We start from the raw sequence: 21,978 nt of genomic DNA, 5'->3' as shown, positions 1-21,978 counted from the left end.
TTTGCCGAATCCCCCTATTCCCCAGGAACGGCCGGTCATGACTGACCCCGTTCAAGGCGGCCGGCAGTTCGCTTTCCTGCTGGTCGACAAGTTCTCGATGTTCTCGCTGGCCGCCGCGATCGACACGTTCCGGTCGGCAAACCGGCTGCTTGGCCGCGACTTCTACGGCTGGACCACGGTGTCGGCCGACGGCGATCCGGTGATGGCCTCCAACGGCCTGCCGCTCAAGATCGACTACGCTGTCGCCGACCTGCCGCCGGTCGACATCCTTTTCGTTTCGGTCGGGCTGACGACGGAATTTCCCGGCAAGAGCAAGGTGCTGGCGGCGCTGCGCAGCTGGGGCCGGCGCGGCAATGCGCTGGGTGCGCTTTCGGTCGGATCCTACCTGCTTGCCGAGGCCGGCCAGCTCGAAGGCTATCGCTGCACCATCCATTGGGAGAACCGCGCCGGCTTCGTCGAGCGCTTTCCCGACATCAACTGCACAGGCAACGTCTTCGAGATCGACCGCAAGCGCTACACCTGCGCCGGCGGCACCACCTCGATCGACCTGATGCTGGAGATCGTGCGCGGCGATTTCGGCTCCAACCTCGCCAATGGCGTCGCCAACCAGTTCCAGCACGAACGCATCCGTTCGGCCGGCGACCGCCAGCGCGTCGGGCCAGAACGCGACCTGACCGGCAAGTCGGAGAAACTCAGGCGCATTGTCGAACTGATGGCCGACCACCTCGACGAGCCATTGTCGGCGGTGCAGCTCGCCAAATCCGCCGGCCTGTCCGTGCGCCAGGTCGAGCGCCTGTTCCTGCGCCATCTCAGCGTCACACCTGGCCGCTACTACATGCGGCTGAGGCTGGAGCGGGCGCGCGAGTTGCTGCGCCAGACCAACATGCCGATCCTCGACGTGGCCATCGCGACGGGCTTCACCTCGCATTCCTATTTTGCCCAGAGCTACCGGCTGCAATTCGGCAGGCCGCCCTCGGAAGAGCGCCGCACGACATACTGAGCGGGTTTCGCCCCGCTATTGATGCCTGTCCTCCCATGCTCCGTGTCCCGGCTTGTGTCCTGACGCAGCGTCAAATAGCTTGCCTCGCTGAACCAAGGGCGGACTCAGGAGATTGCGATGGCGGGACTAGCACGGGGCGTCGCTGCGGCGATCCTCCTTTTGTCGATGACGACGTTCGGCTTCGCCGCGAACAAGGTCATCATCATTCTCGATGCCTCCGGCTCGATGTGGGCGCAGATCGACGGCAAGCCCAAGCTGGAAATCGCCCGCGAGTCGCTGAGAACCGTGCTTCAATCGACCCCCGACGATGAGGAAATCGGCTTCATGGCCTATGGCCATCGCGAAAAAGGCAGCTGCGACGACATCCAGTTGATCGTGCCGCCGCAGGCAGGCTCGGCAAGCGCCATTTCGGCCGCCGCCGACAGTTTGAAGTTCCTTGGCAAGACGCCGCTGACGGCGGCCGTCAAGCAGGCCGCCGAAGCGTTGAAATACACCGAGGACAAGGCCACCGTCGTGCTGATCACCGACGGGCTTGAGACCTGCGGCGGCGACCCTTGCGCGCTCGGCAAGGAACTGGAAGCGTCCGGCGTCGATTTCACTGCCGACGTCGTCGGTTTTGGCCTTACCGCTGACGAAGGCAAGCAGATCGCCTGCCTTGCCGACAACACCGGCGGCAAATATATCCAGGCGTCCGACGAGAAGGCGCTGCAGGACGCGCTTGTCGAGACAGTGGCGGCTCCCGCGCCAGCACCTGAACCGGCGCCTGCTCCGGCCCCTGCGCCCGCACCGGAAAAACCGGAATTCAATTTTCTGCCGACCGCGGTGCTGGCAGAGGGCGGTGATCCGGTCACCGACGGCAATGCCTGGGAAGTCTACAAGGCGAAATCCGACGGCACGCGGGGCGACAACGTCACCACCGAATACGGAGCCTACAAAGCCAATCTGGAACCGGGCGACTACATCATCGTCGCGCGCGACGGCGAGGCCAAGGTTGAGCAGAAGGTCAAGATCGAGGCAGGCCAAGTCGCCAAGCCGCTCTTCATCTTGAACGCCGGCACGCTCATCATCCATCCGCGACCGAGCGAGGGGGCGGATGTTGTCGATGGCGCGTCCGTCGTGATCGATTATCCGGGCGCCGACATGCCCGCGACCTATTATGGAACCACGAAAGCCGTGTTGCCGGCGGGCGACGAGAAGGTAACTGTCACGATCGGGCAGGGCGTGGTCACCGAGACGATACCGCTCGCTGCTGGCAAGACCGTGGAAAAGGACATGATCGCCGGCGTCGGCCATGTCGTTGCCAATGCCTACTATACCGCCGGTGGCGACAAGGCGGACGGTTCGGGTATCGGCTTCAAGATCGTGAAGGCGAAAAAGAAGATCGACGGAACCAGGGACGAGGTGACCTATGCCTATGGGCCCGACAGCAAGTTCGATCTGCCCCCCGACGACTACGTGTTGATTGCGACGGTCGATCTCGCCGTCGTCGAGCAGCCGTTCACCGTCAAGGTCGGCGAATTTCAGGAGGTGAAGATCGCCATGAACGCCGGCGTGCTGGCGATCACCGCGCCCGGAGCCTCGAAGATCGAGATTTTCGAGGCCAGGAAGGACATCAACGGCAACCGCAAGTCGCTAGGCTACGCGTACGACCAGAAGTATCAGGCGGCGATACCGGCGGGCGACTACGCCGTCGTGTCGGAGAAATCGGATAACAGCTCGAAGGAAGGCACCGTGACGGTCAAGGCCGGCGAGCGAGCCGAGCTGACTGTGCAATAGAATCGTATGCACGACCGAAAAAGGGCGGCCATGAGCCGCCCTTTTTCATGAATTGCGCAGACTGCCGTCAAGCCGTTCCAAACGCGCTGGCGCCATGGTCGGCACGGCCGACCAGCTGCCGGAATCCGGCGAACAGTTCGCGGCCGAAACCGAATTCATTGCCGATGAGGTCGGCTTCCGCCGTGCGGCGCAGCGCGAATTCCGGAGCCGGCACAAACACTTCCAGCGTGCCTGCATCGGCGTCCAGCCGGATGATGTCGCCGTCATGGATCCTTGCGATCGGCCCGTCCTCGACCGCCTCCGGCGTCACATGGATCGCCGCCGGCACCTTGCCGGACGCGCCCGACATGCGTCCGTCGGTGACCAGCGCCACGCGCTGGCCGCGATCCTGCAGGATGCCGAGCACGGTGGTCAGCTTGTGCAACTCTGGCATGCCGTTGGCCTTCGGACCCTGGAAGCGGATGACGGCGATGAAATCGCCTGTCAGAGTTCCCGCCTTGAACGCCTCGTTCAGCCCTTGCTGGCTGTCGAACACCTTGGCCGGCGCCTCGATCATGCGCCGCTCCGGCTTCACCGCCGAGGTCTTGATCACGGCGTGGCCGAGATTGCCCGACAGCACTTTCAGGCCGCCGGTTGCCTGGAACGCCTTGTTGAATGGCGCCAGTACCTTCTCGTCTCCGCTTATCCGCGGCGAGGCCTCGCGCACCACCCCGCCATCGGCGCCAAGCTTTGCCTCGACGGCATAGGGTCGCAATCCTTCACCCCACACGGTCTGCACGTCCTCATGCAGGATGCCTTCGTCGAGCAGTTCGCGGATCAGGAATCCGAGCCCGCCGGCGGCGTGGAAATGGTTCACGTCGGCAAGACCGTTCGGGTAGACCCGGGCCAGCAGCGGCACCGCTTCCGAGAGATCCGAAATGTCCTGCCATGTGATCGCGATGCCGGCGGCAGCCGCCATGGCAATCAGGTGGATGGTGTGGTTGGTCGACCCACCGGTAGCGTGCAGGCCGACGACGCCATTGACGATCGAACGCTCGTCGATCATCCGGCCGACCGGCGTATAGGCGTTGCCGAGCGCGGTGATCGCCAGCGCCCGCTTGGTCGCTTCCCGGGTCAACGCTTCGCGCAGCGGCGTGCCGGGATTGACGAAGGAAGCGCCTGGCGTGTGCAGGCCCATGATCTCCATCAGCATCTGGTTGGAGTTCGCCGTACCGTAGAAGGTGCAGGTCCCCGGCCCATGGTACGACTTGGACTCGGCCTCCAGCAGTTCGGCCCGCCCGGCCTTGCCCTCAGCATAGAGCTGGCGGACTTTGGCCTTTTCGTCGTTGGGCAGGCCGGTGGTCATCGGTCCGGCCGGAATGAACACCGCCGGCAGATGGCCGAAGGTCAGTGCGGCGATCACCAGCCCCGGCACGATCTTGTCGCAGACGCCGAGATAGACGGCGGCGTCGAACATGTTGTGCGAAAGGCCGATCGCGGCGGCCATGGCGATCACGTCGCGCGAAAACAGTGACAGCTCCATGCCGGGTTGGCCTTGCGTGACGCCGTCGCACATTGCCGGCACGCCGCCGGCCACCTGGGCGATGCCGCCGGCCTCGCGCGCCGCGTCCTTGATCAGCGCTGGAAAGGTCTCGAACGGCTGATGCGCCGACAGCATGTCGTTGTAGGAGGTGATGATGCCAAGGTTCGGCACCTTGTCGGCACCCAGCGCCAGCTTTTCCGAGGGACTGCAGACCGCAAAGCCATGGGCGAGGTTGCCGCAGGACAGCACGGCCCGGTTGGCGGTGCGGTTCGACGCCTCGGCGATGCGGCTAAGATAGCGCTCGCGGCCCGGTCTGGAGCGCTGGCGGATGCGCTCGGTGATGGCTTCGATGTCGCGTCTGGCGGTCATGGTGTCGGTCCTTTCAGGCGAGGTCCCGGAACACAATCCGGCTGTCTGCCGGGACCCACAGCAAGTTCAAGTCAGGGGGCCCAGTAAACCTCTACGGGCTTCGGTGCGGCATCGAGCACGGCGCGAATTGGCTTTCGCGGTCCGGGCGCAATCGCGCCGTCGAAGGCTGTTCGCTTGTCTTCGCCCTCAATGTGAAGTGCGATGAAGCCGGCATCGACGATGCGCGCCAGCGACAGGGTCAGCCGCGGCTCGCCGGCGCTGGCCGCGTGAACCGGCAGCACGATCCGGTCGGAGGCTGGATCGAGCAGCTTCGGCAAATCGTCGGCGTCGGGAAAGAACGAGGCGGTGTGGCCATCCGGTCCCATGCCGAGCACGACGACATCGAGCGGCCAGGGTAGCGACCGCAGCGCCGCATCGTCGGATGCGGCGGCATCCTCGATGCCGACGGCTTCATGGTATAGCGGCACGAAACGTGCTGCCTTCGCCGCGTTCTGCAACAGATTGGCGGCCACCAGGCCTGCGTTGGAGCGCGGCGAGGAGGCCGGCACGAAACGCTCGTCGACCAGCGTCACGATCACCTTGTCCCAGGCGATCGGCACGGCCGAAAGCGCCGCGAAGAACTTTGCCGGCGTCGTACCGCCGGAAACCGCGAGCAGCGCCGTGGCGCGCTCGGCAATCGCCTTGCTCAGGCGATCGGCGACGCGGCCGGCCAGCGCAATGGCCAGTTCCGGACGGCCGGAAAAGGCATGCCAATTGTAGGCGGCGCTGTTCAGTTGCTCTCGTGCCATGTCCGCCCGTCACGTTCGATCAGTGCAATGGAGGCCGAAGGCCCCCAGGTGCCGGCCGTATAGCCCTGCGCCTCCTGCCTGGCGCTTTCCCGGGCGTGCTGGATGGGGTCGATCCACTTCCATGCCGCCTCGACCTCGTCGCGTCGCATGAACAGGGTCTGGTTGCCGCGGATGACATCCATGATCAGCCGCTCATAGGCGTCCGGCGCGCGGCCGTGGAAGGACTGCGCGAAACTCATGTCGAGCGGGATCTGGCGCAGTCGCATGCCGCCCGGGCCCGGGTCCTTGATCATGATGAACTGCTTGACGCCCTCGTCCGGCTGCAACCGGATGACCAGTTGGTTGGCGAAGATCGGTCCGGCGCTGTCACCGAAGATGGAATGCGGGATCGGCTTGAACTCGATGGCTATCTCCGAAACCCGGGTCGCCAGCCGCTTGCCGGTTCTGAGGTAGAACGGAACGCCCGACCAGCGCCAGTTGCCGATCTCGGCCTTGATGGCGACGAAGGTCTCGGTGTTGCTGTCGTGGCCGAGTTCCTCGACATAGCCCTTGACGGGTCCACCTGCCGAGGCCCCGGCGCGATATTGCCCGCGCACGGTCTGCTTCGGCGCCTCGTTGCCATTGATGCGCTTCAGCGCGCGCAACACCTTCAGTTTCTCGTCGCGCACCGCGTCGGCGTCCATCGACGACGGCGCTTCCATGGCGACCAGGCACAAGAGCTGCAGCATGTGGTTCTGCACCATGTCGCGCAGCGCGCCGGCCTTGTCGTAATAGGTGACGCGGTCTTCCAGCCCCACTGTCTCGGCTACGGTGATCTGCACATGGTCGATATGGGCGGAGTTCCAAAGCGGCTCGTAGAGCGCGTTGGCAAAGCGCAGCGCCATCAGGTTCTGCACCGTCTCTTTGCCGAGATAGTGATCGATGCGGAAGATCTGACTTTCATGGAAGTCGTCGCCGACCAGATCGTTGAGCGTACGCGCCGAGGCAAGGTCGCGGCCGATCGGCTTTTCCAGCACGATACGCGAGTTCGGCGTGATCAGATTGTGCTCTTTCAGCTTGTGCGAAATGTCGCCGAACAGCGCCGGCGCCACCGCCAGGTAGAAGGCACGGATACGGTCGCTGTCGCCAATCGCTTTCTTGAGTTTGTCGAATCCAGCACCGCTCGTTGCATCGGCCGAGACGTAGGAAAGCCGTGCCAGGAAGGTCTTTAGCTCCTTGGCGTCGATATCGGCCGCTTTGACGTGCTCGGAGATCGCCTGTTTGGCGAAAGCCTGGAATTCCTCGTCACTCATTTTCGAGCGCGACGTGCCGATGATGCGCGTCGGTTCGGAGAATTGATGGTCGCGCTGGCGATGGTAGAGCGACGGCAGAAGCTTGCGCTCCGACAGATCGCCGGTGCCGCCGAAAATGATGAAGTCGAACGGGTCGACGGGGATGATCTGGCTGGTCATGGTCTGTCCGCTTTGACGCCGGTCGCAAGAACGCGGCTGATATAATCTAATCGATTTAAATATTCCAGTGCCATGGTGTCACATCTGAGTGTTTGCACCTGCCCCTTGACAGTCCGACACCTCGGAGGCTTGTCGACAGCGCGGCTCCAGGAGCCTTCGCAGCTGCAGCATAGAGCGGGATCGAGGTGAAAGCCAAAGGAGAAATCGACGATGGCCGCACATCTTTCGACCCCTTTGCCAGAAGCCGTGGCTTTTGCACCGATGTGCGTCGCCGGCGCGCTGGTCTATCCTCACCAATCATGAGCGGGAAAAACATGCGTCTGCAAAACAAGGTTGCCGTCGTCACCGGTGCCGCGTCGGGCTTCGGTGAAGGCATCGCCAGGTGCTTTGCCAGGGAAGGCGCCAGGGTCGTTGTCGCTGACTTGAACGCCAAGGGCGCCGAACGCGTTGCCAAGGAGATCGGCGAAGCGGCGATCTGGACCCAGACGGATGTTTCGCTGCGGTCCGAATTCGACGAGATGGTCTATGCCGCCAAAAGCGCCTTTGGCCGTATCGACATCATGGTCAACAATGCCGGGTTTACCCATCGCAACGGCGACATGCTCAAGGTCGATGAGGAAACCTTCGACCTGATCACCGCTGTCAACATGAAGGCGATCTATCACGCGGCACTTGCCGTGGTGCCGATCATGGATCGGCAAGGCGGCGGCGTCATCCTGACCACGGCTTCCACCGCCGGCATCCGGCCCCGGCCCGGCCTCACCTGGTACAATGCGTCGAAGGGCTGGGCGATCACCGCAACCAAATCGATGGCGGTGGAACTGGCGCCGAAGAACATCCGCGTCAACTGCCTCTGTCCTGTCGCCGGCGAGACCGGCATGCTGGAAAAATTCATGGGCGCCGACACGCCGGAGATCCGTGAAAAGTTCCGCGCATCGATCCCGCTCGGCCGGCTTTCGACGCCGCTCGATATAGCCAACGCCGCACTCTGGCTGGCCTCGGACGAAGCCGCCTTCATCACCGGTGTAGCGCTGGAGGTCGACGGCGGACGCTGCATCTGAGGGCGCTTGCCATCCGGCGTCGATTTGACTTGGCTGATGGGCAGGCGGCATAAAGCTTCTTCGGGCTTTTGGGGCCGTGCCGTGAGGAACGCCATACTGCGGAGAGTTCACGAAGACCTGCGGCAGTATGTCAGGGCCTTCAAGGCAAGACGCGCCCGATCCAAAAGCAAGGCGATCTTCATCGGCGTCACCGGCAGTTCCGGCAAGTCGACGGTGACGGCGTTGCTTGGCCACATACTGGCCGGTCATGGCTCGGTCTACCCACAGATTCTCGCCAATTCGATCAAGTCGCTGGTCGCCACGCTGTACAAGCGCATGAAGAAAAATGGTGAGGTCGACTACGTCATTTTCGAAGCTGGGGCGTCTGGCGTCGGTTCGATCAAGCCGATGGCGGAAATGCTGCTGCCGCACGTGGCCATCGTCACCATGGTTCGCCTCGAGCACTTTGGTGCCTTCAAGACGCTGGAAAACGTCGCCCAGGAGAAGCGCGCCCTGGTCGATGCGCTGCAGCCGGGCGGCTTTGCTGTCCTCAACGCGGATGATCCTCTCGTGCTTGGCATGGCTGCCGGCACTCGGCATCGTAGCGTCACCTTCGGCCAGTCGGAACGAGCGGACTATCGTGCAAGCGATATCCGCGCCGCCTATCCGGACCGGCTGAAGCTTTCGATCCATTGGCGGGACGGCGTCCTTGAACTCGATACGCTGTTTCCGGCTGAACATTTCTGGCTGCCGACCGCCGCGGCCGTGGCCACTGCGCTTGAGCTTGGCGTGCCGGCCGAGACGGTAGCGGCCAGGGTGGCGACGTTCCAACCGTTGGCCAATCGCTGTGAGGTGCTGGTCATCGACGGTGGTCCGCAGTTCCTCATCGACGCCGCCAAGGCGCCCTGGCATTCGATCAATCTTGCTCTCGACATGATGGCCAAGGCCACTGCCACGCGAAAGCGGATCGTTCTCGGCCAGATTTCCGACTATGCGGGTTCAACCAGGAAGTACCACTACGCCTACAAGACGGCGCGCGAGATCGCCGATCAGGTCATCTATACCGGCGACAATGCGCATCGCTCGCGGGCCGGGCAGGCTGATCGCGACAGCGGCCGGTTTGTTGAGTTGCGCACTCCCCAGGAAGTCTCCGACCATATCAAGCGGACCGCCGTGGCCGGCGAACTGATCCTGCTCAAGAGTTCTGCCAATCTGCACCTGGAGAGAGTGGCGCTTGCCTGGACGCACGATGTCAAATGTTGGGTACCCGTTTGCGGCAAGCGGGAGGGCTGCGGCACCTGCGGCCTGTTTGAAGTGCCTTTTGAGCAGCATCGCGACTATGTCAGGCAACGCAGGCGCGCCAGAAGGTGGCGGCGTTTCCGGCGCATGTTCGGCGGGTCGCGGTAGAGCTTCTCAGCACCTACGACGCGTCAGGCGCCGGTCTTGATGTAGGTCTTGTAGATCCAGCCGGTCTTTCCGTTGTAGACGATCTGGCACCATTTCTGGCAGCTCATCACCTGCACCGAGGTTTTGGCGGGCACCGTGCTGATGGCGGCCGCGTTCTTCTTCGGGCCGCTGCGCATGGTCACGGCCCTCAGGATGCGGCCGGTTCCGGCGGCCACCACTTTCGGTGGCTTCGCCTTGGCTTGACTGTTGTCATTCCGGGTTGCCTCGGGCTGCTGTTCCGACGCTTGCGGCTGCACCGCCGGGATGGCGGCGGTTTGCGCGCCATCGGGATCGCCGCCCGCCGCGCTGGTGGGTGCGGCAACCTTGGCAAGTTCGGTGGTGGCGTCGGTCTCGGCTGCCGGCTGCGCGAACGCCGCCGGTTTGTCCGGCGCTTGTTCGGTCTGGTTCGCCACCTGGCTGGGGGCGGAGGCGGCCTTGGACTGCGAATTGGTCCAACGGGGATCATTGGCCGCGAGCGCTTGCATGGTGGCTTCCGCTCTCGCCACCGTCGGTGAAACCTTATTGGACTTGCGTGCCGCCTGCGGCACGGCCGCGGTGGCCACCGCAGCCCCCACAGGGGCGATTTTCGTCGTCTTCACCGGAATGGTCGGAATGGTCTGCTCGGGGCTCGCCGCCGCTTGCCTCTCACTGGCCGGCATTGCCAGCCACAGCGCCACTGCGGCAACGCCAAGCAGTGCGGCGGTGCCGATCGCGGCGATCACCAGATGCGAGTTGGAACGGACTTCCTGCCAGAAGGACGGCCGCATGTCGTATCCGAACTGCATGGCAAAGCGCCGACGTTCCGGCGTGCCGAAACTGAAGGGCTCTCTCACTCTCGCCACCTCCATAAGCGGGCCGATGTTCTTTCGATCAGTGCCGGAAGTCCGGCATCGGATCGGCATCGGTCCCAAAATCAACGCGGGCAGGCCCGCAGCAATCCCCGAACAATCGCCCAGAACCGGCATCTTTCGCCCGCGATTGTGGCATCAGTGCGCCAATGCTCAGGATTCTGCGCCCTTGACGCGGATTGCGCAATGCGTCGGCCGGGCAACAAATGTTACAATATTATTACATTGGACCGAGCGGCTAGATCCGATCCCGCAGCGCGAACCAGTTGAGAGCGAGGAAAAGCAGCGGCGCGCGGAAGCGACGGCCGCCGGGGAACGGCGGAATCTTCAGGTCCTCGATCAGTTTCAGCCGGTCGCGGTTGCCGGCAACGGTTTCGGCATAGAGCTTGCCGAAGAAGTTCGACAGCATGACACCGTGGCCGGAATAGCCGCCAGCCGAGATGACATTGGGCATCACTTCGCGCACGAACGGCTTTCTCGGCACCGTGATGCCGACATAGCCACCCCAGCCATGCGTGATCTCGACATCCTTGAGCGCCGGGTAGAGTTCCGTGATCTGACGGCGGATGTGGATGTGGATATCCTTTGGATCGTTGACGCCATAGATCTCGCGTCCGCCGAACAGCAGCCGCCCGTCCTTCGATCTGCGAAAATAGCGCACGACGAAGCGGGAATCATCGACGGCCTCGCCGCCCGGCAGCACTTTCGAATCCGCTCCCAGCGGCACGGTCGCACCGATGAACGAACCGATCGGCATGATGTGCGCGGCACTTACCGGTTCGAGCGCGCCGCCATGGGCGTTGACCGCGATCAGGCATTTCTGCGCCGACACCGTGCCTCTCGGCGTCGAAACCTTCACCTTGCCGCCGCTGGAAATGATGCCGGTCGATGGCGTCCCTTGGAAAAGCTGGGCGCCGGCTTGCGCCGCCACCCGCGCCGTGCCGATCACCAGCTTCATCGGGTGGATGTGGCCGGTCCCAGTGTCGCGCGTTCCGCCGAAATAGTGTGTCGAGCCTAGCCGCTCCGCCGTCTCCTTCGCATCCATGAACGAGATATGCGGGTAAGAAAACCGACTCGCCATGATCTCGGCATGCGCCTTGTAGTCATCGACATAGCGCGGCTTGTGCGCCACGGACATCTGGCCGGGCATGTAGTCGATATCGATCTGGTTGGCGGCGGCGAATTCGATGAGATGTGTCTTTGCCTCTTCGGCAAGATCGAACAACGCCTTGGCGCGGGTGAAGCCGTACTCGGCTTCCAGTTCTTCGGCCCAGGCGCGCTGGCCGGTGCCGAGCTGGCCGCCATTGCGGCCCGATGCGCCATCACCGAAGCGATGGGCCTCGACCAGCACCACATTGGTGCCCGCCTTGGCAAGATGGGCGGCTGCCGATAGGCCGGTAAAGCCGCCGCCGACAATGACGACGTCGCATGTCAGGTCGCCGCCGAGCGTCGGGTATTCCGGCCGAGGGCCGACGGTGTCCTCGTACCAGGAACGGCCGGGGGAGATAGGGGATTGGTAGGGCATGATCGGCAAAGACTCGGGGATTTGGAAGGGGGAAATAGGGAATTGGGACTAGGGAGGATTTGAGAGTGGAGTGTTGATCCGGGCTACGTTACCTGCCCTCATCATTTCTATTCGCCCCTGGCGTCACACATTCAGCAGCAGATATTCCCTCTCCCACGGGCTGATCACTTCCATGAACGTTTCGAATTCCGCCCGCTTGATCGCCGCATAGGTCGCGGCGAAGGACTTGCCCAGATGCGCGCAGAGTTCCTTGTCGCCCTCGAACAGGTCGACGGCCTCGAGCAGGCCGCGCGGCAGGTCGATCTCGTCGGCATTGGCGGTGGTCAGGACGGGAGGCTCGGCCTTGATCTTGTTGGTGATGCCGATCAGCCCGCAGGCCAGCGATGCCGCCAGCGCCAGATAGGGATTGGCATCGGAGGAGGGGATGCGGTTTTCGACGCGCCGTGCCGCCGGATCCGAGCGTGGCACGCGAAACGCAGTGGTGCGGTTGTCATAGCCCCATTTGTTGTTGACCGGAGCCGACGCCGCTTGCGTCAGCCGGCGGTAGGAATTGACATAGGGTGCGAACATCACCAGCGCGTTCGGCACATGCTTCTGCATGCCGCCGATGAAATGGAAAAAGTCTTCGGTTTCCGACCCGTCCTCCGCCGAAAAGATGTTCCTTCCGGTCTTCTTGTCGATGATCGACTGATGGATATGCATGGCGGAGCCCGGCTGCCCCTGGATCGGCTTGGCCATGAAGGTGGCGTAGATCTCGTGCTTGAGCGCCGCCTCGCGAATGGTGCGCTTGAACATGAAAACCTGGTCGGCCAGTTCGATCGGGTCGCCGTGACGCAGATTGATCTCGAGCTGACCGGCACCCTCCTCGTGGATCAGCGTGTCGATCTCGAGGCCCTGGCTTTCGGAGAAATGGTAGATGTCGTCGATCAGTTCATCGAACTCGTTGACGCCGGCGATCGAATAGCCGGCACCACCGCCGATTGCACGCCCCGAGCGGCCGACAGGCGGGGTCAGGGGATAATCCGGATCCGGGTTTTTGCGCACGAGGTAGAATTCGATTTCGGGCGCCACCACTGGCTTCAGGCCGCGCTTGTCGTAAGCTGCAACCACGCGCTTCAAGACGTTGCGTGGCGTAAACTCGACCGAGCGGCCATCCTGGTGGACGAGGTCGCAGATGACCGCGGCCGTCGGGTCTTCCTCCCAAGGCACAACCGTCAGCGTCGAGAGATCAGGCATCAGCTTGAGGTCGCCGTCGTCCTCGGGATAGTGAAAGCCGTTGCCATCCTCGGGATAGCCGCCGGAAATCGTCGTCATGAACACGGCCGACGGCAATGCCAGCGACGTGTTGGAGGTGAATTTCTTCGACGGCATCATCTTGCCGCGCGCCACACCCGCCTGATCAGGTGTGATGCATTCGATATCCTCGATGCCGCGCCATTCCAGCCAGGCGCTGACTTCCTTCCAGTTCTTGACGCCACGGTGGTTTTTCACGAAGGCAGGCGTACGGGCGCGTCCTCCGCGGCTCGACGGACGGACTTCCTTTTTTGCAGGCGGCATCATTCACCAGATTGGGTTGCGGATTTCGGAGTATAGCCGTGCCCCCCTGAGGAAGGGAAGGGGAGCCATGACCGGCATTCCTCGTCCCGGTTGAAAATCGCGCCAGTCGGCTTAGGTTTGGGCGCTTCCCAGCCCGGAAGGCATCGATGCGAAACAACAGCGAACTGACCACCATAGGCTTTGATGCCGACGACACGCTCTGGCAGAACGAGCAGTTCTTCCGCATGACGGAGAAGCGCTTTGCCGCCATGCTTGCCGACCATGGCGAGGCGGGACATATCTCGGCACGATTGCTGGAGGCCGAAAGACGCAACCTTGCCGTCTATGGCTTCGGCATCAAGGGGTTCACGCTGTCGATGATCGAGACGGCGATCGAGGTCACGCAAGGCCGCGTGCCGGCTTCGGTCATATCAGGGATTCTCGATGCCGGTCGCGAGATGCTGAGCCATCCTATCGAACCCTTGCCGCATGCGCGCGAGGCTGTCGAGAAGCTTGCCGGCGCATTCCGCCTCGTGCTGATCACCAAGGGTGACCTCTTTGACCAGGAGCGCAAGCTGGCGCAATCCGGGCTGGGAGATCTGTTCGACGCGGTCGAGATCGTCAGTGACAAGAATGCCGCCACCTATGCCCGCCTCTTCAGCCGTCACGGCGATGGTCCCGCAAGAAGCATGATGGTCGGCAATTCGCTGAAGTCCGACGTCGTGCCCGCCATCGAGGCCGGCGGTTGGGGTGTCCATGTGCCACATGAACTGACCTGGGTGCTGGAGCATATCGAGGCTCCGGTTGCCGAGCCGAGGTTCCGCCTGATATCCGATCTCGGACAACTGCCCGGGCTGGTCGATAGCATCATGAACCCAGGTTGATCGTGGGCCTCGGCTATTTGTCTTTGAGCAATTCCAGAAGGAAAACCGCTACACACTTTTCCTGGAATTATTCTATCGGCTGATCAGGCGGTCGATCACCGGCTGCAACCGTTCGGGTGTAATCGGCTTGGCGACCACCACGTCGATGACGCTCGACAGGCCCAGGCTCTCCGGCGTGCCATTTTTGGTTGAAAGCAGGATCACCGGTGGAAGCGATTTGCCCGAGGCCCGCCGCAACGCATCGATGCCGGACATCAGGTTGTCGCAGTCCTTGTTGTCGGCGCCGCCATCAAGGACAACGGCTCCCGGAATGAGGGACCGCAAGACCTTGGCCGCCGTGTCGGGCGATTCCGAGATTGGCTTGAGTCCGGATCGTTCGACGATCTTCGAAATCACCACCCGGTTGATTGGCGATCTCCCGACGACAAGCACCTGTGACGGATCACGGATCGTCTCGGTCCTCGGGTCGCGGGTCACCAAATTCAGGCGTTTTGGAGTCTCATCCTCACGATTCACTGGGCACCCAAGTCAACCAAGAAGCTCGCCCCCATTTCAATGCAGAGTTGAAATCTGGAGCGCAATTGGCGTGAGATCGCGGCCCATGTCAAGTTGAAATAAAACAGCTCGGAAGCGTCTCCAGCGGTAGTGATTTCAAGCAACGCTACTGTACTGGCCTGTCCACACGGTGCGCTGCGTAAAAGAAAATTCACCTGCGCAGAGACTGCGCAGGTGAAGGCGTGTTGAGCGGATTTCGATCAGCCGTGGCTCTGCTGCGTGACGATCACCGGGATCAGCAAATCACCCCAGTTGCCGTCACCGCCGTGATGCCGGGCCGAGCGCACGAGCTCGACGGAGACGCCTGCCTCGACCGCCTTCATCACGGACTGGTTGAGGCGGTGCAGATCGTTTGCCAGCATGCGGATCGTAGCTTGCTGGTCGACGCTCATCGTGGTGGACTGCTCTTCGGCGCGTTCCTTGACGCGGCTGATCGATGCCATTGGTCTTCTCCTGTATCTCAGCCCTGCTGGGCGTTTCCTCGGTGTTCTCTATCGTTATTCGGCGGCCGGCTTGAATTGCGCGTGCTCGGTCGATTCATGCATGGCGGTGGTCGACGACTGGCCGCCGGTGATCGCCATCGAGACGGCGTCGAAATAGCCGGTGCCGACCTCGCGCTGGTGCTTGGTCGCGGTGTAGCCGTTGGCTTCCGCCGCGAACTCCGCTTCCTGCAACTCGGAATAGGCCGCCATCTGTCGCGCCTTGTAGCCACGGGCGAGTTCGAACATGCCGTAGTTGAGCTGGTGGAAGCCGGCGAGCGTGATGAACTGGAACTTGTAGCCCATGGTGCCGAGCTCCTTCTGGAACTTGGCGATCGTCGCGTCGTCGAGATTCTTCTTCCAGTTGAACGATGGCGAGCAATTGTAGGCGAGCAGCTTGTCCGGGTGATGCTTGCGCACGCCCTCGGCGAATTTCTTGGCCTGCGCCAGATCCGGCTTCGATGTCTCGCACCAGATCAGGTCCGCGTGAGGCGCATAGGCAATGGCGCGGGCGATGCAGGGCTCAATGCCGTTCTTGACATGATAGAAACCTTCCACGGTGCGCCCGGCGCTGTAGTCGACGAAAGGCTGGTCGCGTTCGTCGATGTCGGAGGTCAGCAGCTTCGCGGCTTCCGCGTCGGTGCGCGCGACGACCAGGGTCGGCGTGCCCATTACGTCCGCTGCCAGGCGCGCGGCGTTGAGGTTGCGGATATGCGCCGCCGTCGGGATCAGCACCTTGCCGCCGAGATGGCCGCACTTTTTTTCCGATGCCAGCTGATCCTCGTAGTGAACGCCGGCAGCGCCCGCCTCGATGAATGCCTTCATGATCTCGAAGGCGTTGAGCGGCCCGCCGAAGCCGGCTTCCGCATCGGCGACGATCGGCGCGAACCAGGTGTCGACCGAAAGCCCGTTGCCTTCGGAGGTCTCGATCTGGTCGGCGCGCTGCAGCGTGCGGTTGATGCGCTTGACCAGTTCCGGTGCCGCATTGGCCGGATAGAGCGACTGGTCCGGATACATCGCCGAGGCGGTGTTGGCGTCTGCCGCAACCTGCCAGCCCGACAGGTAGATCGCCTTCAATCCGGCGCGGACCTGCTGCATCGCCTGGTTGCCGGACATGGCGCCGAGCGCGTTGACGAAGTCCTCCTCGTGGATGAGCTTCCACAGCCGGTTGGCGCCCATTTCGGCGAGGCTCTGGCGGATCTGCACCGACCCGCGCAGCCGCTTCACATCCTCCGGCGAATAGGGGCGTTCGATGCCGTCGAAGCGACCTTCCGGTGCCGATGGGACGAGGTTGTAAAAATCAGTCATTGGTCACTCCGAAGGATTGCTGCGATGTGTCCGGGCGCCCAGTTGTTTGGACCTCGGAATGTGAATGAATTTACATTGCAGTGCGAAATGCGCCAGAGAATTCAAAGGAAATGGCGGAATATAAGAGAAAACCTGTGTTGTGTTTGACAGGGACCTGCTGTAAATCTGTCACGATTGTAAAAGGGCGGCGGAGCGAAATTATCGCGAAAGTCGTGTAAATTCCTGTCAAGGACAGTCGATGGCTGATCAGAAGATATTTGCCGGGCCGCGCATCCGCCGCATCCGCAACGCCAAGGGCCTGACCCAGACGGCGATGGCCGAGGGCCTCGGTATCTCGCCCTCCTACCTCAACCTGATCGAGCGCAACCAGCGGCCTTTGACCGTACAGCTGATCCTCAAGCTGGCGTCCGTCTACAAGGTCGACCCACACGAACTTCAGGGCGAGGCAAGGGGGTCTGTCGCCGCCTTGAAGGAAGTGTTCACCGATCCCCTTCTGGTTGGCGAATTGCCCGGCGATCAGGAGCTGATCGAGCTTGCCGAGGCGGCGCCCAATGCGTCGGCGGCGGTGATAAAGCTGTTTCGCGCCTATCGCGAGCAGGCCGAGCGCCTGTCCGACCTCAACGAGCTGCTGGCGCGCGAGGGGCGGGCGACGGCCCTTTCCGGTGCCCGCCTGCCGATCGACGAGGTGCACGAGATCTTCGAGCGGCGGCCGAACCATTTCGCGGCGCTTGAAGAGGAAGCCGCGGCATTCACCTCGGTGCTCGATCCCGGCGACGACCTGTTCGGTGCGCTGAAGGCCTGGCTGAAGCGCGAATACGGCATCGTGGTCAAGGTGCTGCCTGTCGCTACCATGCCGAACTGGCGCCGTCGCTATGATCGCCATTCGCAGCGCCTGTTCCTGTCCGAACGCCTGTCACCGTTCGACCAGCTGCGCGAGGTCGCGATGGAAGCCTGCCTGATCCGCATGACGGTTGCGGTCGCCGGCGAGATCCAGGCACTCAAGTTGGGCACGGACGAGGCCCGCCGCCTCGCCCGCTTCGAACTCGGCCGCTATGCGGCGCATGCGCTGATGATGCCCTACCAGGCCTTTCATGCGGCTGCCGTGCGTGCCCGCTACGACATCGACGTCCTGCGTTCGCGCTTCGGCGTCTCCTTCGAGCAGGCGGCGAACCGGCTGACCATGCTGCAGCGGCAAGGCGCGCTCGGCGTGCCGTTCTTCATGCTGGAGGTCGACAATGCCGGCAATCGCTTTCGCAAGGCCGGTAGCCAGGGCTTTCCGCAAAGCCGCTTCGGTGGCGGCTGTCCCAAGCTCCCTGTGCATGTCGCCTTCACCCAGCCCGGCCAGATTTTCGTCGAGGCGGTGGAAATGCCCGACGGCGCCGAGTTCCTGTGCATTGCCCGCACGCTGGAGGGACCGCAAGGCGCATTCTCCGAGCGCCCGCGCCGCACGGCGCTGCTGCTCGGTTGCGACATCGGCTTTCGTGACGACATCGTCTATGGCGCGGCACTACCTGGCACGGCAACCACCGCAAAGGCCGGCAACGTTGCGGCGACGCCGGTCGGGCCTGCCTGCCGGCTTTGCGAACGTGTCGGCTGCCTGGCGCGCGCCGAACCACCGGTGACGCGTCCACTCGGCCTCGACGAGATGGTGACGGGCTTGAGTGCCTTCGACTTCCAGTGACGCCGTGGCAAGGTGCCACAATTGTCGCCGGTCTCTGGCTCACCCCTGGCCTTCGCCTTTGCGTTACGCGAACAGGGTACTTTTCTGTCGTCCCTTGCGCATCGTCCCGTCCACAAAAGCTCGACAGTCGCGCCCATGACCGACACAGCATCATCGCCGACCCTTGTTGCAGCGCCCGCCCCGCAACGGGAGGAGCGGATCGGCTTCCTGCTGGTGTTCCTGTCGGCGCTGATGTGGAGTTTTGGCGGCACCATCGCCCGCTTCATCAGCGTCGACGACAGCTGGACCGTGGTGTTCTGGCGCTCCGTCTGGGCTGCCGCGTTCCTGCTCTGCTTCATGGTCTGGCGCGACGGCTGGCGCGGCACGCTGAGACTGTTCCGCGACATGGGCCTTCCCGGCCTTGCCGTGGGGTTCTGCTTCGCCATCGCATCGACCGCGTTCGTCGTGGCACTTGCCTACACCACCGTCGCCAACATCCTGTTGATGCAGGCCGGCGTGCCGCTTCTGGCGGCGCTCTTTGCCTGGGTACTTTTTCGCGAAAGGGTGACTGTCTCGACCTGGCTGGCGATTGCCGCCGTCATCGCCGGCGTCGCCATCATGGTGTCGGAATCCCTTGACGGCGCCGTTTCGCCGATCGGCGATGGGCTGGCGCTGCTGATCGCGCTCATGTTCTCGATCGCCACCGTCATCACGCGGCGGTTTTCCAGCGTGCGCATGACGCCGGCGACCTGTCTCGGCACGATCCTGGCGGCGGGCTTTGCCGCCTCGCAGGCTTCGACCTTCACCGTATCGGCCGGCGACATGGGCTTTCTCTTCGCCTTCGGCGTGGTCAATCTTGGCCTCGGCCTCGCCTTCTTCGCCACCGGCGCACGGCTGATCCCGGCGGCCATCGCGGCGCTGCTCGGCACGTTCGAGCCGATCCTCGGGCCGATATGGGTCTGGCTCATTCATTCCGAGGTGCCGTCCGGGCGCACCATCGTTGGCGGCGCTGTGGTGGTCACGGCGCTGCTCGTCCATATCGGGCTCGAGTTCAAGCGCCAGACACGGCCCGTGCGCGCGGGGGTCACCGGGGTGCCGTCGCCTAATTGACGCGGTCTGCAGCTTTGCCATTGACAACGTCGTTGCCGCCCGGGCAGGCTGGGAATACGGCAACAACAAGACAGGCTTATCTTGCCAAGTCTCCCTGCCGGTCAGATCGAGACCGGACCACATCATCGTATCTCTGCCCACGCCACGGCGAAAGCCTCTGACGGTATCGGCACGCCTCCCAGGCCGAGACAGGGACACGGAGCCATCACCTGCCGCGCATCGAACCACCCCCTTAGTGCCGGCAGTTCGCGCTTGTCGCTCCCTGGAAAGCCCAATAGTCTGAAACAAATGCCCGGTCGCGCGGGGTCCGCGACGAGCCGGCGAAGGAACACTCATCAAAGGAGAATAGCATGATCCGCAAAGCGCTCTGGCTTTCGGCAACCTCGGCATTTCTGACGCTTTTCACTGTCGGGGGCCACGCGGAGGACCGTGTCGTCAACGTCTTCAACTGGTCGGATTACATCGACAGCTCGATCATCGACGATTTCACCAAGACAACCGGCATCAAGGTCGTCTACGACACCTTCGATTCCAACGAAATCCTTGAGACCAAGCTGCTTGCCGGCGGCAGCGGCTACGACGTCGTCGTGCCCAGCGGCAACTTCCTCGCGCGCCAGATCCAGGCCGGCGTGTTCCAGAAGCTCGACAAGTCGAAGCTGCCGAACATTTCCAACATGTGGGACACGGTTTCGGAGCGAACCGCCAAATACGATCCCGGCAACGAATACTCGGTCAACTACATGTGGGGTACCGTTGGTCTCGGCTACAACATCAAGAAGGTGCAGGCCGCGCTCGGCACCGACAAGATCGACAGCTGGGATGTGTTCTTCAATCCCGACAGCCTGGCCAAGTTGAAGGACTGCGGCGTCTACGTGCTGGACTCGCCGGCCGATATCATTCCGGCGGCGTTGAAATATCTCGGCCTCGACCCGAACAGCACCTCGCCCGACGATATCGCCAAGGCCGAGGAGGCCTTGCTCAAGGTCCGGCCGTACATCAGAAAGTTCCATTCTTCCGAATACATCAACGCACTCGCCAACGGCGATATCTGCCTGGCGGTCGGCTGGTCGGGTGACGTCTTCCAGGCCCGCAACCGTGCGGTCGAGGCCAAGCAGGGTGTCGAGATCGGCTATTCCGTACCGAAGGAAGGCGCGCAGATGTGGTTCGATCAGATGGCGATCCCTGCCGATGCGCCACATGTCGCCGAGGCGCTCGAGTTCATCAACTACATGATGAAGCCGGAAGTCATCGCCAAATCGTCGAACTACGTGCTCTACGCAAACGGCAACAAGGCTTCGCAGCAATTCGTCGACAAGGCACTGTTGGATGATCCTTCGGTCTATCCCGATGCCGAGACGATAAAGAAGCTCTACACGGTCTCGCCCTACGACCCCAAGACCCAGCGCGTCGTCACCCGCACCTGGACCAAGATCGTCACTGGCCAGTAGGCAATCCGACACGGTCCCGGCAGCCACCTGCCGGGACCGTTTCTTTTCCGGGGCAAGAAGCAAGAATCAAGAATAAGGACGGAGTGGGACATGAAATCGCTTGGCAGCATCCGCAGGGATTTCGCGCCATGGAATGATCCGAACGCCAAGCCATATATCCAGTTCGATAACGTCACCAAGAAGTTCGGGGACTTCACCGCCGTCAACAATCTGTCGCTGACCATCTTCGAGCGCGAGTTCTTCGCTTTGCTTGGTGCCTCCGGTTGCGGAAAATCGACGCTGCTGCGCATGCTCGCCGGCTTCGAGGAGCCGACTTCCGGTCGCATCCTGCTGGATGGCCAGGATTTGCGCGGCATCCCGCCCTATCGGCGGCCGGTCAACATGATGTTCCAGTCCTATGCCCTGTTTCCGCACATGACGGTCGAGAAGAACATCGCCTTTGGCCTCAAGCAGGAAGGCATGTCCGCGCCCGATATCGAAAAGCGCGTCGCCGAAATGCTCAGGCTGGTCAAGCTCGAACAGTTCGCCAAGCGCAAGCCGCATCAACTGTCCGGCGGACAGCGCCAGCGTGTCGCGCTTGCCCGCTCCGTCGCCAAGCGGCCGAAGGTGCTGCTGCTCGATGAACCGCTCGGCGCGCTGGACAAGAAACTGCGCGAGGAAACGCAGTTCGAACTGATGGACCTGCAGCAGAATCTCGGCCTGACCTTCGTCGTCGTCACCCACGACCAGGAAGAAGCCATGACCATGGCCGACCGCATTGCCATCATCGACAAGGGCGAGGTGATGCAGGTGGCAACGCCGGCCGAAGTCTATGAAGCCCCGACCTCGCGCTTTGTCGCCCACTTCGTCGGCAACGTGAACATGTTCGAGGGCAAGGTTGCCGAGCGAACGGCAAAGACAACACGCATCGCCGGCGCCAGCGGAGCCCAGATCGTCGTCGACAACGCCGTTGACACCGCCGCAGGCGCTGACATCGTCTTCGCCATCCGGCCGGAGAAGATCAAGATTTCGTCGAAGAAGCCGGTCGATGCCGTCAATGCGCTCGAGGGTGAGGTCTACGACATCGCCTATCTCGGCGACATGACCGTCTATCATGTCAGGCTCGACGACGGGCAGATGGTGCGGGCGAGCACGATGAACGCGGCACGCATCACCGAGGATCCGCTGAGCTGGAACGACCGGGCCTGGGTTTCTTTCCGGCCCGACGCCGGCGTCGTGTTGACGCGGTAGGGG

The 21,978-nt window shown here is 62.8% G+C and carries 18 protein-coding genes; 9 read left to right on the top strand and 9 right to left on the bottom strand.

The window, feature by feature from the left end:
* Positions 1 to 37: 37 nt before the first annotated feature.
* Together AC56QQ_RS28510 and AC56QQ_RS28505 are read left to right on the top strand one after the other, a co-directional pair.
* Positions 38 to 1,000, top strand: coding sequence for a GlxA family transcriptional regulator (locus tag AC56QQ_RS28510; protein WP_013530232.1), 963 nt, complete (start codon positions 38 to 40; stop codon positions 998 to 1,000).
* Positions 1,001 to 1,117: 117 nt separating this feature from the next.
* On the top strand, positions 1,118 to 2,776 hold the full coding sequence (locus AC56QQ_RS28505) for a vWA domain-containing protein (RefSeq protein WP_497124184.1): 1,659 nt from the start codon (positions 1,118 to 1,120) through the stop codon (positions 2,774 to 2,776).
* A 67-nt stretch (positions 2,777 to 2,843) separates the two neighbouring features.
* Here AC56QQ_RS28505 and edd read toward each other — a convergent pair whose 3' ends face one another.
* From edd to zwf, 3 genes are all read right to left on the bottom strand, one after another.
* Complete coding sequence (gene edd, locus AC56QQ_RS28500) at positions 2,844 to 4,667, bottom strand: phosphogluconate dehydratase (RefSeq protein ID WP_497124183.1); 1,824 nt, start codon at positions 4,665 to 4,667, stop codon at positions 2,844 to 2,846.
* Between the two features lie 71 nt (positions 4,668 to 4,738).
* A complete protein-coding gene (gene pgl / locus AC56QQ_RS28495) occupies positions 4,739 to 5,455 on the bottom strand; it encodes a 6-phosphogluconolactonase (protein WP_497124182.1) in 717 nt (238 codons plus the stop codon).
* Positions 5,437 to 6,906: a glucose-6-phosphate dehydrogenase gene (gene zwf, locus AC56QQ_RS28490; protein ID WP_497124181.1), complete on the bottom strand. Its 1,470-nt coding sequence runs from the start codon at positions 6,904 to 6,906 to the stop codon at positions 5,437 to 5,439. The genes pgl and zwf overlap by 19 nt, the downstream gene beginning before the upstream one ends.
* A 314-nt stretch (positions 6,907 to 7,220) precedes the next feature.
* Here zwf and AC56QQ_RS28485 point away from each other — a divergent pair, with 314 nt between their 5' ends.
* Positions 7,221 to 7,967: an SDR family oxidoreductase gene (locus AC56QQ_RS28485; RefSeq protein ID WP_497124180.1), complete on the top strand. Its 747-nt coding sequence runs from the start codon at positions 7,221 to 7,223 to the stop codon at positions 7,965 to 7,967.
* 81 nt (positions 7,968 to 8,048) lie between these two features.
* Positions 8,049 to 9,353 carry a Mur ligase family protein gene (locus AC56QQ_RS28480; RefSeq protein ID WP_497124179.1) on the top strand — a complete coding sequence of 435 codons (1,305 nt, stop codon included), beginning with the start codon at positions 8,049 to 8,051 and terminating at the stop codon, positions 9,351 to 9,353.
* A gap of 23 nt (positions 9,354 to 9,376) precedes the next feature.
* Here the strand turns inward: AC56QQ_RS28480 and AC56QQ_RS28475 are convergent, their stop codons facing one another.
* The 3 genes from AC56QQ_RS28475 to AC56QQ_RS28465 form a co-directional block, all read right to left on the bottom strand.
* Positions 9,377 to 10,225, bottom strand: coding sequence for an SH3 domain-containing protein (locus AC56QQ_RS28475; protein ID WP_489859783.1), 849 nt, complete (start codon positions 10,223 to 10,225; stop codon positions 9,377 to 9,379).
* Positions 10,226 to 10,478: 253 nt separating this feature from the next.
* The gene (locus tag AC56QQ_RS28470; RefSeq protein ID WP_497124178.1) at positions 10,479 to 11,765 is read right to left on the bottom strand and encodes an NAD(P)/FAD-dependent oxidoreductase; all 1,287 of its coding nucleotides are present in this window, start codon (positions 11,763 to 11,765) and stop codon (positions 10,479 to 10,481) included.
* Positions 11,766 to 11,888: 123 nt separating this feature from the next.
* Positions 11,889 to 13,325: a glutamine synthetase family protein gene (locus AC56QQ_RS28465; RefSeq protein ID WP_489859785.1), complete on the bottom strand. Its 1,437-nt coding sequence runs from the start codon at positions 13,323 to 13,325 to the stop codon at positions 11,889 to 11,891.
* A 143-nt stretch (positions 13,326 to 13,468) separates the two neighbouring features.
* On the opposite strand from AC56QQ_RS28465, the gene AC56QQ_RS28460 reads away from it, so the two are divergent.
* The gene (locus AC56QQ_RS28460; protein ID WP_497124177.1) at positions 13,469 to 14,185 is read left to right on the top strand and encodes an HAD family hydrolase; all 717 of its coding nucleotides are present in this window, start codon (positions 13,469 to 13,471) and stop codon (positions 14,183 to 14,185) included.
* A gap of 72 nt (positions 14,186 to 14,257) precedes the next feature.
* Here the strand turns inward: AC56QQ_RS28460 and AC56QQ_RS28455 are convergent, their stop codons facing one another.
* From AC56QQ_RS28455 to aceA, 3 genes are all read right to left on the bottom strand, one after another.
* Positions 14,258 to 14,662: an ANTAR domain-containing protein gene (locus AC56QQ_RS28455; RefSeq protein ID WP_497124176.1), complete on the bottom strand. Its 405-nt coding sequence runs from the start codon at positions 14,660 to 14,662 to the stop codon at positions 14,258 to 14,260.
* A 278-nt stretch (positions 14,663 to 14,940) separates the two neighbouring features.
* A complete protein-coding gene (locus AC56QQ_RS28450; protein WP_006202762.1) occupies positions 14,941 to 15,183 on the bottom strand; it encodes an SMc00767 family acetate metabolism repressor in 243 nt (80 codons plus the stop codon).
* Positions 15,184 to 15,237: 54 nt separating this feature from the next.
* Positions 15,238 to 16,527: an isocitrate lyase gene (gene aceA, locus AC56QQ_RS28445; RefSeq protein ID WP_497124175.1), complete on the bottom strand. Its 1,290-nt coding sequence runs from the start codon at positions 16,525 to 16,527 to the stop codon at positions 15,238 to 15,240.
* A gap of 238 nt (positions 16,528 to 16,765) precedes the next feature.
* Between aceA and AC56QQ_RS28440 the strand changes: the two genes are divergently transcribed.
* The 4 genes from AC56QQ_RS28440 to AC56QQ_RS28425 all read left to right on the top strand — a co-directional run bounded on the left by AC56QQ_RS28440 (position 16,766) and on the right by AC56QQ_RS28425 (position 21,975).
* Positions 16,766 to 18,208 (top strand): helix-turn-helix domain-containing protein, encoded by a 1,443-nt coding sequence (locus tag AC56QQ_RS28440; RefSeq protein ID WP_497124174.1) that lies wholly within the window; start codon positions 16,766 to 16,768, stop codon positions 18,206 to 18,208.
* A gap of 135 nt (positions 18,209 to 18,343) precedes the next feature.
* Positions 18,344 to 19,297 (top strand): DMT family transporter, encoded by a 954-nt coding sequence (locus AC56QQ_RS28435; protein ID WP_497124173.1) that lies wholly within the window; start codon positions 18,344 to 18,346, stop codon positions 19,295 to 19,297.
* A 350-nt stretch (positions 19,298 to 19,647) separates the two neighbouring features.
* Positions 19,648 to 20,745 (top strand): polyamine ABC transporter substrate-binding protein, encoded by a 1,098-nt coding sequence (locus AC56QQ_RS28430; protein WP_489859790.1) that lies wholly within the window; start codon positions 19,648 to 19,650, stop codon positions 20,743 to 20,745.
* Positions 20,746 to 20,835: 90 nt separating this feature from the next.
* The gene (locus AC56QQ_RS28425; protein ID WP_091582774.1) at positions 20,836 to 21,975 is read left to right on the top strand and encodes an ABC transporter ATP-binding protein; all 1,140 of its coding nucleotides are present in this window, start codon (positions 20,836 to 20,838) and stop codon (positions 21,973 to 21,975) included.
* The last annotated feature ends 3 nt before the right edge of the window (positions 21,976 to 21,978 follow it).

The sequence above is a fragment of the Mesorhizobium sp. RCAM 05099 genome, from assembly GCF_059683685.1.
The sequence above is the reverse complement of the archived record's forward strand: the minus strand, read 5'-3'. Positions and strand labels throughout refer to the sequence as shown.

Excerpts from the sequence above, each read along its gene's own strand:
- AC56QQ_RS28425 (WP_091582774.1), top strand. The coding sequence starts at position 20,836 with ATGAAATCGCTTGGCAGCATCCGCAGGGATTTCGCGCCATGGAATGAT.
- AC56QQ_RS28430 (WP_489859790.1), top strand. The coding sequence starts at position 19,648 with ATGATCCGCAAAGCGCTCTGGCTTTCGGCAACCTCGGCATTTCTGACG.
- zwf (WP_497124181.1), bottom strand. The coding sequence starts at position 6,906 with ATGACCAGCCAGATCATCCCCGTCGACCCGTTCGACTTCATCATTTTC.
- pgl (WP_497124182.1), bottom strand. The coding sequence starts at position 5,455 with ATGGCACGAGAGCAACTGAACAGCGCCGCCTACAATTGGCATGCCTTT.
- AC56QQ_RS28435 (WP_497124173.1), top strand. The coding sequence starts at position 18,344 with ATGACCGACACAGCATCATCGCCGACCCTTGTTGCAGCGCCCGCCCCG.
- AC56QQ_RS28465 (WP_489859785.1), bottom strand. The coding sequence starts at position 13,325 with ATGATGCCGCCTGCAAAAAAGGAAGTCCGTCCGTCGAGCCGCGGAGGA.
- aceA (WP_497124175.1), bottom strand. The coding sequence starts at position 16,527 with ATGACTGATTTTTACAACCTCGTCCCATCGGCACCGGAAGGTCGCTTC.
- AC56QQ_RS28470 (WP_497124178.1), bottom strand. The coding sequence starts at position 11,765 with ATGCCCTACCAATCCCCTATCTCCCCCGGCCGTTCCTGGTACGAGGAC.
- edd (WP_497124183.1), bottom strand. The coding sequence starts at position 4,667 with ATGACCGCCAGACGCGACATCGAAGCCATCACCGAGCGCATCCGCCAG.
- AC56QQ_RS28450 (WP_006202762.1), bottom strand. The coding sequence starts at position 15,183 with ATGGCATCGATCAGCCGCGTCAAGGAACGCGCCGAAGAGCAGTCCACC.
- AC56QQ_RS28460 (WP_497124177.1), top strand. The coding sequence starts at position 13,469 with ATGCGAAACAACAGCGAACTGACCACCATAGGCTTTGATGCCGACGAC.
- AC56QQ_RS28510 (WP_013530232.1), top strand. The coding sequence starts at position 38 with ATGACTGACCCCGTTCAAGGCGGCCGGCAGTTCGCTTTCCTGCTGGTC.
- AC56QQ_RS28505 (WP_497124184.1), top strand. The coding sequence starts at position 1,118 with ATGGCGGGACTAGCACGGGGCGTCGCTGCGGCGATCCTCCTTTTGTCG.
- AC56QQ_RS28485 (WP_497124180.1), top strand. The coding sequence starts at position 7,221 with ATGCGTCTGCAAAACAAGGTTGCCGTCGTCACCGGTGCCGCGTCGGGC.
- AC56QQ_RS28440 (WP_497124174.1), top strand. The coding sequence starts at position 16,766 with ATGGCTGATCAGAAGATATTTGCCGGGCCGCGCATCCGCCGCATCCGC.